13 protein-coding genes and 1 other RNA gene are annotated in these 11,567 nt (G+C 51.8%); 11 read left to right on the top strand and 3 right to left on the bottom strand.

All coding sequences use genetic code 11. The features are described from left to right. Positions 1–65: 65 nt before the first annotated feature. Positions 66–1,253: an AAA family ATPase gene (locus NH344_RS17245; RefSeq protein WP_253028206.1), complete on the bottom strand. Its 1,188-nt coding sequence runs from the start codon at positions 1,251–1,253 to the stop codon at positions 66–68. 162 nt (positions 1,254–1,415) lie between these two features. Further along, positions 1,416–2,978 (bottom strand): ATP-binding protein, encoded by a 1,563-nt coding sequence (locus NH344_RS17240; protein ID WP_253028208.1) that lies wholly within the window; start codon positions 2,976–2,978, stop codon positions 1,416–1,418. A 659-nt stretch (positions 2,979–3,637) separates the two neighbouring features. Here NH344_RS17240 and NH344_RS17235 point away from each other — a divergent pair. From NH344_RS17235 to NH344_RS17195, 9 genes are all read left to right on the top strand, one after another. Beyond that, positions 3,638–4,495 (top strand): site-specific integrase, encoded by an 858-nt coding sequence (locus NH344_RS17235; RefSeq protein ID WP_213262753.1) that lies wholly within the window; start codon positions 3,638–3,640, stop codon positions 4,493–4,495. After that, complete coding sequence (locus NH344_RS17230; RefSeq protein WP_172416097.1) at positions 4,488–5,639, top strand: IS91 family transposase; 1,152 nt, start codon at positions 4,488–4,490, stop codon at positions 5,637–5,639. Before NH344_RS17235 ends, NH344_RS17230 begins: the two co-directional genes overlap by 8 nt. 334 nt (positions 5,640–5,973) lie before the next feature. Further along, positions 5,974–6,396, top strand: a complete 423-nt coding sequence (locus NH344_RS17225; protein WP_058578218.1) for a GIY-YIG nuclease family protein — start codon at positions 5,974–5,976, stop codon at positions 6,394–6,396. A gap of 104 nt (positions 6,397–6,500) precedes the next feature. Continuing rightward, complete coding sequence (locus NH344_RS17220; RefSeq protein WP_058578217.1) at positions 6,501–7,124, top strand: EcsC family protein; 624 nt, start codon at positions 6,501–6,503, stop codon at positions 7,122–7,124. Between the two features lie 510 nt (positions 7,125–7,634). Beyond that, an RNA gene (locus NH344_RS17215) (hammerhead ribozyme type II) lies at positions 7,635–7,699 on the top strand. A 323-nt stretch (positions 7,700–8,022) separates the two neighbouring features. Beyond that, positions 8,023–9,015: a hypothetical protein gene (locus tag NH344_RS17210; RefSeq protein WP_253028205.1), complete on the top strand. Its 993-nt coding sequence runs from the start codon at positions 8,023–8,025 to the stop codon at positions 9,013–9,015. A 146-nt stretch (positions 9,016–9,161) separates the two neighbouring features. Further along, complete coding sequence (locus NH344_RS17205; protein WP_058578214.1) at positions 9,162–9,386, top strand: addiction module protein; 225 nt, start codon at positions 9,162–9,164, stop codon at positions 9,384–9,386. Next, complete coding sequence (locus NH344_RS17200; protein ID WP_058578213.1) at positions 9,383–9,676, top strand: type II toxin-antitoxin system RelE/ParE family toxin; 294 nt, start codon at positions 9,383–9,385, stop codon at positions 9,674–9,676. Before NH344_RS17205 ends, NH344_RS17200 begins: the two co-directional genes overlap by 4 nt. Positions 9,677–9,785: 109 nt before the next feature. Then, positions 9,786–9,923 carry a type II toxin-antitoxin system RelE/ParE family toxin gene (locus tag NH344_RS17195; RefSeq protein WP_197746133.1) on the top strand — a complete coding sequence of 46 codons (138 nt, stop codon included), beginning with the start codon at positions 9,786–9,788 and terminating at the stop codon, positions 9,921–9,923. On the opposite strand, the gene NH344_RS17190 is transcribed toward NH344_RS17195, so the two are convergent. After that, positions 9,920–10,678: an Rpn family recombination-promoting nuclease/putative transposase gene (locus tag NH344_RS17190; protein WP_253028204.1), complete on the bottom strand. Its 759-nt coding sequence runs from the start codon at positions 10,676–10,678 to the stop codon at positions 9,920–9,922. The genes NH344_RS17195 and NH344_RS17190 overlap by 4 nt on opposite strands. 119 nt (positions 10,679–10,797) lie before the next feature. Here NH344_RS17190 and NH344_RS17185 point away from each other — a divergent pair, with 119 nt between their 5' ends. Both NH344_RS17185 and NH344_RS17180 read left to right on the top strand, forming a co-directional pair. After that, the gene (locus NH344_RS17185) at positions 10,798–11,244 is read left to right on the top strand and encodes a helix-turn-helix domain-containing protein (RefSeq protein WP_253028207.1); all 447 of its coding nucleotides are present in this window, start codon (positions 10,798–10,800) and stop codon (positions 11,242–11,244) included. A gap of 135 nt (positions 11,245–11,379) precedes the next feature. Continuing rightward, a partial coding sequence (locus NH344_RS17180; protein WP_253028203.1) for a helix-turn-helix domain-containing protein occupies positions 11,380–11,567 on the top strand: 188 nt, incomplete at its 3' end.

Raw genomic sequence — 11,567 nt, 5'->3', positions numbered from 1 at the left:
TCACGGCTTGGAGAGTAGAATTGCTCATGGCGTATCCGTCCTATGTTGGTTGTGATCTGGCGAGATCAATCAACAGGATACGCCACCCTCTCTACTGCCCTCCATACACAAGAACTGAGCTTAACTCTGCCCAGCACGGGAAGTAGAAATTCGTTCAGGCTACTTTCTACTTCTCGGTTAGGAAAGCCGAGCGAGTAAAGCCGGTAGCCGGTCATGGGCTCTTGCACGTCTTGAATCGTAATATAACCCGTCTGGAACAGCAGCGCCTCGGTGGCGATGTCATCCACATCAAAACGGCCTAGCAACTGCGCCTTTGCTTGGAGCGTATTAAGTTGTGGTGTAAACACTCCGCGTTGTTTTAACAGGTCAATTAAAAAGGTGGGCGTGGCGCTCTCAAACCAGTAAGGCCCAAATTCGCGTTTTTGTAACAGCAGCAATACGTCAAACGGGTTATAAACACTAGGAACGTCTTGCCTGCCCCAGCGGTAGCCGTTGTACCAGCGGCGGATCTCGTCACGCTCAAGGCCGGAAAGCTCGGGGGCAAATACGGTATCAATATCGCGGTCGGTATAGCCGCAAATGGCCGCGTAAGGGGCGTCTAGCGTAATGTCGTTGAGGTTATTTAACCCTGAAAACAGGCTGACTTTGCTGAACTTGGAGACGCCGGTGAGCAACACGAAATGCAAATGGGGGTCGGCATCTTTCAGCACGCTGTAGAGATTTTTAAGCCCTTCACGCAGCTCGCGCGCCCTATCGCCGTCTAGGATATTGTCCAGAATGGGTTTGTCATACTCATCGATTAGCACTACCACACGTTGGCCATAGTGCGAGTGGGCTTGGCGAATAAGCTGCTCAAACTCACCGGCGATATCGGTATCGTAGGTGAGCGTTAGTCCAAGCCGCTCACGTTCGGTGCGCAACTGGTCGCGGATACGTACGTCCAATTCCTGACGTGTTTGCATCACCCCGCTCCCAAAGCTTAAACGCACCACGGGGTAACGCTGCTGCCAGTCCCACTTATCGTAAATATATAGGCCTTCAAACAGTGCTTGGCGGCCTTCAAACAGGCAGCCTAACGTATCCAGCAATAGGCTTTTGCCAAACCGGCGCGGGCGAGAGAGGAAGTAGTATTTATTTTGGTTGGCCAGCTTCTCAATGAACGGTGTTTTATCGACATAGTAGTAGCCGCCTTCGCGAATATCGGAAAAGGTCTGAATCCCGATGGGCAGTTTACGGCGATGAGTAGCTGGCATGCTGTCCTCCAAGGATGGCGCTGTGCAAACGATGGGTAGTCTAGCATGCGGAAGTGCGGGGTAGTTCGCGCTTAGCGGGCTTGCATGGTGCGATTAGCGCCATGCGTACTCCTGTCTAAATACACATGTTGTACCACTCTTTCATCGCTGGCTAAACCTAACTTAAAGCGTCTCCACGTCAAACGCGACTATCTGCCGCTTAACGCTTGAAAACTCAACGCCCACCAAGTGGATCGGCTTGCCGCTGGCGCGGTGTTTGTCGGCGTAGCCTTTGGCTTTAATCTGCTCTAGCGCTTTACCTTCGGGTAGCTGTTCAACCACTTTGAATTCAAACAGGTAGATATGGCCGTTAAAGTCGACGCTCATATCGACTTTGCCGTGGTGGCTGGCGTCTTCCACCGTCACATCGACACCCAGCGCTGCAAAGTGGCTGTAAAAAACGCTTGCGTAGTGGCCTTCATATTGGGCGATAGGGTTGTTGCGATACCAGTCGTGGGGTAAGCCGGCATAGAGCGCTTTGAGGTGGATGCCTAGGCCCGCGAGATCATGAGCTTGTAGCAGGCGGAACAGCGTTAATCGTTCCCGGGGTGGTTCTTGAAGGCCTAGTAGTGGCAAAAGCGCTTGGTTAAGGCTGGTTTCTACTTCGCGGTTTGGGTAACCCAGTGTGTAAAGGCGGTAGCCTGTCATGGGTTCTTCGGTGGCGTGTACCGTTAGGTAACCCGTTTGGAATAGCAGCGCTTCTGTGGCGATATGGTCAACATCGAAGCGCCCCAGTAGCTCTGCTTCCGTCTGTAGTTGGCTGAGGGCGGGCGTAAACACGCCGCGTTGCGTCAGTACATCGACCAGGAACGTAGGAGTAGCGCTCTCAAACCAGTAGGGGCTGAAAATACGTTTTTGTAGTAATAGCAGTACGTCAAAGGGGTTGTATACGCTGGGCACATCCTGCCCACCCCAGCGGTAGCCGTTGTACCAGCGGCGGATCTCGTCGCGGTCAAGGCCGGAAAGCTCGGGGGCAAATACGGTATCAATATCGTGGTCGGTATAGCCGCAAATATCCGCATATGGTGTATCTAGCGTAATGTCGTTGAGGTTGTTTAACCCTGAAAACAGGCTAACTTTGCTGAACTTGGAGACCCCGGTGAGCAGCACGAAATGCAAGTGGGGGTCGGCATCTTTCAGCACACTATAGAGATTTTTAAGCCCTTCACGCAGTTCGCGGGCTAATGCAGGGTTAAGCAGGTTATCCAAAATCGGTTTGTCGTATTCGTCAATCAGCACGACAACGCGTTGACCGGCGTGCGTGTGAGCTTGACGAAGTAGGTGCGCTAACTCACCGGCGATATCGGTATCATAGGTGAGCGTTAGTCCAAGCCGCTCACGTTCGGTGCGCAACTGGTCGCGGATACGTACGTCCAATTCCTGACGTGTTTGCATCACCCCGCTCCCAAAGCTCAAGCGTACCACGGGGTAACGCTGCTGCCAGTCCCACTTATCGTAAATATATAGGCCTTTAAACAGTGCTTGGCGGCCTTCAAACAGGCAGCCTAACGTATCCAGCAATAGGCTTTTGCCAAACCGGCGCGGGCGAGAGAGGAAGTAGTATTTATTTTGGTTGGCCAGCTTCTCAATGAACGGTGTTTTATCGACATAGTAGTAGCCGCCTTCGCGAATATCGGAAAAGGTCTGAATCCCGATGGGCAGTTTACGGCGATGAGTAGCTGGCATGCTGTCCTCCAAGGGTGGCGCTGTGCAAACGATGGGTAGTCTAGCATGCGGAAGTGCGGGGTAGTTCGTGCTTAAGTACCTATTCAAAATTAATCGCGTGATCAGTTCCGTAACCACCGATGCACTCCTCGCAACGGTATATCCCGCCTCATTCACGAGGGTGCTGATCGAGCGGTCTGGAGGTACTGACTGGTGGCATCGCTTATCAGGATCGGCTTCTTCAGCGCGAGTGGCCGGTGAGTGGCGGACGCGTAGCGGATTGCGGAGGTCGACCAGGTTGTCTTCCAGCGCCTCGATCACGCCGCTGTTGTCGAGGGCTTCGCAAAGCGCCGCCATGAATAAGCCGGGGGTATCAGAGGGTACGACACTCATCCTGACACCGGGGGGTTATTGAGGCGAGCAAAACGCGCAAGCCCGCGAATTTTGGCTACATCGCCAAAATTCTCTTTGCACGCTGTAGAATCAATGAGGTAGATTCAATTTGGTGGCTATGAAACCTCAGTCATTGTGATGTCACGTTCATTGAGGTTTCATGGCAGGGTGTATAATCACTGTTGAACTAAACCGCTTCGCGGTAGCTGTTGACGAATCACGTTTTTCGCCTCATCGGGCCACACTATTGATTGACCCACGTGGGTCAATCAACAGGAGTGACGACGATGACTGCCCTGCGACAGAAGATGATCGCGGCCATGCGTCAGCGTGGCTTTGCGCAACGTACCCACAATACCTACCTGATGGTGGTCACTGATCTGGCACGTTATTTCCACCGTTCGCCAGACACGTTGAGTACCGACGACCTGCAACACTTCTTCAATCACCTGGTTCAGGAGCGCGGTTTGTCTGCCGCCAGTTGCCGTGTCTATCTGCACGGCGTGCGGTTCCTGTATTTGCACGTGTTGCAGTGGCCGTCGTTTGATGTGCCGCTCACCGTCCCCAAAAAACCGCAGCGGATTCCAGAACTGCTGACCCGCGACGAGGTTCGGCGGATCCTGGCCGCCTGCCAAAACGCCAAGCATCGCATGATGCTCGAACTGTGCTATGGCTGCGGATTGCGTGTGACCGAGGTCTGCCACCTGCGAGTTAGTGACATCGACAGCCAGCGTTACCAACTCCGTGTGACGCAGGGCAAGGGCGGCAAGGATCGTATGGTGTTACTACCCGTGACCCTGCTTGATCGCTTGCGCGATTACTGGCGCGCCTATCGGCCAGTCACATGGCTGTTCCCGAGCGCTCTGTTTCCCGATCAAGCCCTGCACGCCAGTGCGCCACAGAAGGCCTTTACCCAGGCCAAGCGTCTGGCCGGGGTCGAGCGGGTGGGTGGCATCCATAGTCTGCGCCATGCCTATGCCACCCATGTTCTGGAGCAAGGCCTGCCCGTCCATCAGCTCCAGCGACTACTGGGCCACCGTAACCTCCAGTCGACGATGCGCTACCTGCACTGGCTACCGAACCAGCAAGGGGGAGATCAGTGTCATATTGACCTGGTGGCCGCCCTGGAGGTGAGCCATGACTAAGGCCGCTACCTTGCAACAGGCATTGACCCGCTTTCTCGACCCAAGCGGTCTTGATCGCCAGCGCCAACGGGTGTGTACCCATCTGCTGGCCTGCCGAACGAAGGCGATGGGTGGGATGGTCTTACAGTGCTCTGACTGCGCTCATGTACAGCCACGCTACTTTGGCTGTCGTGATCGTCACTGTCCACAGTGTCAGGGCCGCGCCATGGCGCAATGGGCTGAGCGTCAGCAGGCCAATATGCTGCCGGTGCGCTATTACCACGTCGTATTCACGCTACCGCACAGTCTTAATGGCTGGGTTCAGCTTCATCCCGAGGTGATTCACCGATTGCTGTTCCAGAGTGCCTGGCAAACGCTGTGCACGTTTGCACGAGACCCAAAACGCCTCAACGGCGAAATGGGCATGATCGCGGTGCTTCACACCTGGGGCCAGAACCTGAGCCAGCATGTGCATCTGCATTGTCTGGTTCCAGGCGGTGCCTTGAGTGACGATGGCAAGTGGCATGAAGCGCGAAGCAACTACTTGTTCCCCGTGCGGGCCCTGTCACGCCACTTCCGTGGGCACATGGTGAGCGCTCTGCGCAAGGCCGCCCATGCTGGCGATCTCCACCGGGTTACCCGGCCCGGCGATGTCGATGCTCAATTGAACACACTGATGGCCACTGACTGGGTGGTTTACAGCAAGGACTGCCTTGAACACACCCAGGCGGTAGTACGCTACCTGGCGCGCTACACGCGCCAGATCGCCATCAGCAACGCACGTATCCTCGCCGTAGACGACCAGCAAGTGACCCTACGTTACAAGGATTACCGCGACCACGACCGACACAAGCAACTCATTCTGGATGGCGAGGAGTTCGTGCGTCGCTTCCTGCTCCACGTCCTGCCTAGGGGACTGATGCGAGTGCGGCATTACGGCTTTCTGGCCAATCGCTGCCGACGGCAACGTCTGGTACAGATCCGTCGAGCGCTAGCGATGGTTGACCAGGCCCCCCATGTCGATACAGCCGCCAGCGATGCGGAGCCGACCTACACCTGTCCACACTGCAAGCAGCCCACCTTACGGATGATCGGGACGCTCACACCCCAGCGCCCCCTCCATGATCAGCCGCCTAACTACAAGGAGCAACACTATCGAGCATGATGTAACGCCCTACGACAACAACAGACCTGGCTAACCGGCTCGCTAGCGAGTCATGGATAAGCTCGTCCCGATGATGGATTTTAGCCATCAGACGCGCTACATTGGGTTAAATTGGATTTGGAAGTGTCGACATAATGACGAAACGGACGATCAGAGCGCGTGCCCCCCGACCTGCCAATGCGCCGTTTGGCACCTCAGGCCACCTGTCAGTCAATACAATTCCCTATTAAATAGCCGCCTGATGGACGCGCCTTAGTCCAACAGGCATTTATTCGCCATGCTCCGCACGGCGAATAAATGCTTCACTGTTAGACCTAAGAGAAGGAGAAACAATATGGCAGCTCAAACATACAGCATCGATTTTAACGGATATTGGCGCGATAAGAACAAGGGCGGGATACCGAGCAGCTCTGGCGTTTATTGTGTATATAGCTGTGTCTACAACCAGTCTGAGGAAACAGTTTCACTCAAGAAACTCATCTATATCGGTGAAGCAGGAAACGCAAATTCGCGAGTTGCGAACCACGAGAAATATGATGATTGGAAGTCTCATCTCAAGTCAGGTGAGGTTCTTTGTTTCAGTTTCGGTCCGGTAAGCGCGGCCGACCGAGATCGTTGTGAGGCAGCGATGATATTTAAGCACAAGCCGCCCGAAAATACTGAGTATGTTAATTCATTTCCTTTTGATCAAACAACAATGAAGCTGAGCGGCAAAACAGCACTCCTAAGCACAAATTTTACCGTATATCGGACATAGGTCTAACAAGGCCAGGCACGGCGACGCCTACTACATTGCGGCTTTGCCTCCATTCCGTAGCCGCGCATGCTGGCTGGCGTTAGGCTTTCAAAAAGGTATGAAGTATGAGCAAGGAAATAACCCAAAGTAAAATTATGTCGGCTTTGGATTGGGGGTACGAGAAGGCCGTTAATGGAGTTCCTGGACTGGATTCTGCGCAGGAGCTTGCCGAGAGCTATATGCGTAAAGGCGACTGTAGAAAAGAACAAGCAAATTCCCTGATACGTTGGCAAAACACTAAAGCTGGAACTTCTGGTTTTTTGTCGGGCTTAGGTGGGATTATCACCATGCCGGTAACGTTACCAGCAAATATAACAAGCGTGCTATATGTGCAAATAAGAATGATCGCTGCTATTGCTCATATGGGTGGGCATGACGTGCAAGATGACCAAGTAAAGTCATTGGTTTATGTGTGTCTCACTGGAAACTCAGCTAAAGATATAATGAAGGGTGCTGGCATTACGATTGGAACTAAGCTTACAACGAATGCCATCAAGTCGATTTCTGGAAAGACTATTACTGCTATCAACCAAAAAGTTGGATTCAGGCTCGTCACTAAGTTCGGAGAGAAAGGTGCTATTAACCTTGGTAAAGCGGTTCCTTTAGTTGGGGGCATAATTGGTGGCAGTTTTGACTCAATTACAACAAATACAATCGGAAATGTTGCGAGAGATACATTTATTCAATAAATAACAGGAGAAATTGACATGGGGTTTTGGGACAAAGTTAAAAGTGTTGCGAATTCAGCGAAGTGCATGACAGGTTGGCATGCAGGTGAATATTCACATATACAAGGAAAACCTGAGTGCTATTTGGAGAAAACATGTCCAGATTGCAATGAGTACGTTACGAAGAAGAAGCATAAGTTTTCAGATTGGAAATATACGAATAACAGTATGAACAATCCTTGTGATTCAGTTCGAAACTGTACCCACTGTGATCATCAAGAGCAAAAAGTTATTCACCAGTATGAGAAGAACGGAAAGGACCCTAGCTGCAGAATTATAGAAAAATGCAAAAGATGCGGGGATGAACAGTTAGGTAGAGAGTCGCACAACTGGATAAGCATTATGGGTCATGAAATTAAAGCCCAAGGAAAACGTAAGTGTAGAGATTGTGGGGTAGTAGAGTAAATAGCCTAACAAACAAAGTCAGCGGACGCTAAAAACGCGCCGCTGCTTTGGGCGTTATGTTCACAGAGTCGAAACGCTTCTTTAAGCGTCTCTCAGAGGTGGCCTCCTGAGACTGATGATGACAGGCTTAATTTTTGTAGTGTTCAACCCATCCAATTTTTGGGTGGTGTTCATTCTTTCAGAAATTGTCGGTTATCTATCAACTCAACCTAAGGAGGGTTTGCTTATGATCATTAAGGCTTTCGGAGAAGTTAAGTCATTTGCTAAACAGGCGTACCAGCGTGTCATCACAGCTTGGGAGCTCCACCTCCCTTACAGGTTTAACCTGCTGATGATCCGGTGAAATTCCGGTGAAAAGGGTTTGAGAAACATAACCAGTAGTTGTAGTTCGTTCCGGGCCTCCGGCCCTCCACCGGACGCCCATTTCGCTGCGCTACATGGGCGCCGCTAAACAATGGCGTTAGCCGGACAAAGATATATGCCTCGAATTCCTTACACAGCTTCAAAATTTGGGCGGCACTGGGGACCCACGCTTCACGGTCGTCACCAATTGAATATCACTTGGAACGAGTTGGTCTGGGCCGCGATGACAATGGGTAAACCAGGTGTTGCATTTCTATTGGCGCATGGTTGGCATTCGATCAGTGATCTGGTGGTGAGAAGTCATACGGTTTACGCAAATCTATCTGAAAGCGGTCTATTTATCGAAAAGAGCACTCTTTATTCGGGGCTAGATCCAACGGAGAAAAGCGGAGTCTCATATTTCATGGGCATGCTTGCGGCCAAGGTCATGGGCCACCGCCTTTTAGATGTGCCCTGGTTTTTTCACTTGTCCATGTTGAATACTCTGGGCGGAACAGCGTCTCTGAAAGGTAATTCGGAGCCGGACTTGATTGGTCTTCGGAGAAACAGAGAATGGATTGTTGCCGAAGCGAAGGGGCGCACTTGGGGACACAGTAAATCTGCAATGGATGCCGCCAAAAAACAAACACGTCAGCTCCGTAAAATAAATGGGCAATACCCATCTCTGCGGGTTGCAGTTCAGGCATCATTCAGTCCGAAACTGCACTGGGCAATCGAGGACCCAGAGGAGTTCGATGATAGTGCGAGAGATCTACAGTTTAACGTGGAGAATGTTCTCGGGATGTACTATTCGGCATCGCTCGCTGCTATTGAACAAGGTCAAGAAAGAGCGATAGGGAATCGTAAATTTATAGTGCGTGAACTATCAGAGATCGGCGTCAGTATTGGCATTGACCGAGAAGTCGTAGCTAGGCTAGAGGAGAAAACCATGTCGCAAGCTCCGAATGCTTTTGGTTATGGGGCTGAATCCCAGATGCATCAGCAAGAATTCTCCATTTTTCCAGACGGCTTAGCGATTGCATTAGATGAAAGGTGGTCTGCATCCCGTATGAGTCTGGACCCATGGTCGAGAAGAAATGGCTAACAAACGGCTGCACAGCGACCGAATTTCCGCTGCTTTGCAGCTCCAAACCGGCGCGTGAGCCGGGCGTTAAAGCGAAAAACCGAGTCGTGGAACCCGGCACCCATCCGTGTCAAAATTGAGTGTTACGCGAACGAGAGATTTTTGCCATGAATCTTCAGAAAATTGAAGACGAGGCGCTCCACCTTCCTAAAGAGGAGCGAGCACAATTGATCCAGCGACTGGTATTAAGTCTGGAGTCTCCGTCAGAAGAAGAGCTCAGGTCCGATTGGTTGCTCGAGGCTCGGCGTAGAGGCGAAGAGCTGGATAATGGCACTGTTCAGGCTGTGCCTGGTGAGGCTGTCATGAGGAAGGCTAGAGCACTGATCAAATGACCTATTCTTTTCACCCGGCAGCGGAAGCCGAGTTTCTGGAATCAGTTGGTTATTACGAATCAAAAGTTCCGGGATTGGGTGGTGCCTTCATAGAGGAATTTGAGGCCCTGGCCAATTTAGTTGGCGAGTCACCAAAAGCCTGGCAAGTTGAGTTGCCGCCAGATATTCGTAGAGCGCCCCTTCACAGATTTCCGCTATCCATCGTTTACCGAGAGAAGCCTGATGGTTTTCAAGTTCTGGCTGTTGCCCATGACCGGCGACGTCCGCAGTACTGGCTTGGCAGGCTTTAACAATCGGCTGCACAGCGACCGATTTTCCACCGCTTCGCGGCTCCAAACCGGCGCGTGAGGGGCGTTAAACTTTATTGTTGCGTGGTGCGCAACATGCTGTCATTCCCTCATGATTAAATCATTCCGTCACAAAGGACTGAAACGGTTCTACTCGACTGGCAACACGTCTGGCATACAGCCTGACCACGCCAAGAAGCTGCGAATGCAGCTGGCTGCTCTAGATACCGCCACTTCGAGTATGAGTTAGTGCTTAATGTCGGCGCGTAGCTTTTCAATCTCTTCTACAGGCAGTTCTTCAATATCGGCGATGAGCTGGTCTAGGTTTGCCTTGGCTCCTAGCCGCTGAAGATATCGTTTGAGCCAGCGGGTGATAATGTTATCGATCCGCTCTTTATCAGGAGAGGCTTGTATAATGGCCACAATGCGATCAACGGCTTGCTGCAGGCCTTTCCTGTCGGCAGACGCCTTTTCGATGCTGAACACGCCGCTCAGCGGTGTTGGGCGTAATCTCAGCTCTTCATCAGTATAGCGCCCTTCATCCACAAGGTAGTACCGTAGGTGTGGTTGATAGACTTGAAGAAAAGCTGGTGGTTCCGGGTACACCATGTCGTAGATATCCTGGCGTGCCGTCCAACGCTCAGAGCCGTTGTACAGCACAATAGGCAGAATGGGTGGTAGCCCTTTGCTCGGGGTGGTGGTGCCATTTTTGAGCAGGTGGTCGTAAAAGCAGGCCACGTAGTGCATCAACCGGATCGGCATAGTGCGATCAACAGTCGATTGAAACTCTAGCAGGATGTAAAGATAAATCTCTTGTGTGAGGCCTTCCCAGGTGATCTCCACCGACCACACCACGTCTTCGAATTTCTCCTCGAACAGGGGCGTGATGTAATTGCCGCTGTGATTTTTGAGCGTAGAGAAAATCATCAGTTGGGCGATTTCTGGAGGTGCAAACCCTTCCATCAACTGCTGAACGAACTCAGGGTAGCTGAGCAGTCCGTGCATGCCGGTACCAGGGGGGGATAACCTCGCTCATATCTGTATTCGAATAATTCGAATAATTTTCAGCCTGTGTGTATTATGACAACAACACACATGCCGAAAGGAGAGAATCTGTGGCCGTCATGTCAACACTGCTTCCCAGTGAAGAGGAAGCGACATTAGCAAAATTATCAAGCCGAGAGCTGGCTGCTTACGTTGAGACCGCCGCCTCTTCCCAGCAGGTCGCTATATCTGACAAAGAGGGGCGGCTTCATCAAGTGGAAGTCCCTGTCAGCGCCTTGCGTCTCTTGGTGGATATCCTGATAGAGCTTGGTGATGGCAATACCGTGAAGCTCATTCCCGTTCATGCTGAAATGACCACCCAAGAAGCAGCCGATATGCTGGGGATGTCGCGTCCTACGCTGATCAAGATATTAGATGAAGGCCATATTCCGTGTCATCGCTCAGGAAACCGTAGAAAGGTAAAGTACAAAGATGTCATGCACTATAAGCAGGCAATAGATAACAAGCGGCTACAGGCACTCAATGAGCTGTCTGAGCTTGATCAGGCGCTGGGGTTGGGCTATTAATGAGTTCCTTCTATACGGTTGTTTATCAGTTAGCGCGGAAAACCTCGTACTTTTGGTGCGAGGATGGATAGCGCGGCGTCCGCCAGGACGCCTTGTGTTTTGCATCCTTACAATATTTCGTCTAAAGTGTAAAGCATGAAAGCCGAACGCACCTACCAATACCGCTTCTATCCCACGCCTGAGCAAGCAGCCTTGTTGGCGCGGACGTTTGGGTGCGTGCGGTTTGTCTGGAACGCGGTGCTGCGCTATCGCACCGACGCGTTTTATCAGCGTCAGGAAAAGATCGGCTATAACGATGCCAGCGCGTTCCTAACACAGTTAAA

Origin of the sequence: Halomonas sp. Ps84H-12 (genome assembly GCF_024124725.1) — a bacterium.
In the GTDB taxonomy this organism is placed as follows: domain Bacteria; phylum Pseudomonadota; class Gammaproteobacteria; order Pseudomonadales; family Halomonadaceae; genus Vreelandella; species Vreelandella aquamarina.
This window is presented reverse-complemented; position numbering and strand designations above follow the sequence as displayed.

What these genes read in the sequence shown, in the direction of transcription:
- NH344_RS17235 (WP_213262753.1), top strand. Translation starts at nt 3,638, where the DNA reads ATGACTGCCCTGCGACAGAAGATGATCGCGGCCATGCGTCAGCGTGGC.
- NH344_RS17200 (WP_058578213.1), top strand. Translation starts at nt 9,383, where the DNA reads ATGACCTATTCTTTTCACCCGGCAGCGGAAGCCGAGTTTCTGGAATCA.
- NH344_RS17230 (WP_172416097.1), top strand. Translation starts at nt 4,488, where the DNA reads ATGACTAAGGCCGCTACCTTGCAACAGGCATTGACCCGCTTTCTCGAC.
- NH344_RS17190 (WP_253028204.1), bottom strand. Translation starts at nt 10,678, where the DNA reads ATGCACGGACTGCTCAGCTACCCTGAGTTCGTTCAGCAGTTGATGGAA.
- NH344_RS17195 (WP_197746133.1), top strand. Translation starts at nt 9,786, where the DNA reads ATGATTAAATCATTCCGTCACAAAGGACTGAAACGGTTCTACTCGACT.
- NH344_RS17225 (WP_058578218.1), top strand. Translation starts at nt 5,974, where the DNA reads ATGGCAGCTCAAACATACAGCATCGATTTTAACGGATATTGGCGCGAT.
- NH344_RS17210 (WP_253028205.1), top strand. Translation starts at nt 8,023, where the DNA reads ATGGCGTTAGCCGGACAAAGATATATGCCTCGAATTCCTTACACAGCT.
- NH344_RS17185 (WP_253028207.1), top strand. Translation starts at nt 10,798, where the DNA reads ATGTCAACACTGCTTCCCAGTGAAGAGGAAGCGACATTAGCAAAATTA.
- NH344_RS17205 (WP_058578214.1), top strand. Translation starts at nt 9,162, where the DNA reads ATGAATCTTCAGAAAATTGAAGACGAGGCGCTCCACCTTCCTAAAGAG.
- NH344_RS17240 (WP_253028208.1), bottom strand. Translation starts at nt 2,978, where the DNA reads ATGCCAGCTACTCATCGCCGTAAACTGCCCATCGGGATTCAGACCTTT.
- NH344_RS17220 (WP_058578217.1), top strand. Translation starts at nt 6,501, where the DNA reads ATGAGCAAGGAAATAACCCAAAGTAAAATTATGTCGGCTTTGGATTGG.
- NH344_RS17245 (WP_253028206.1), bottom strand. Translation starts at nt 1,253, where the DNA reads ATGCCAGCTACTCATCGCCGTAAACTGCCCATCGGGATTCAGACCTTT.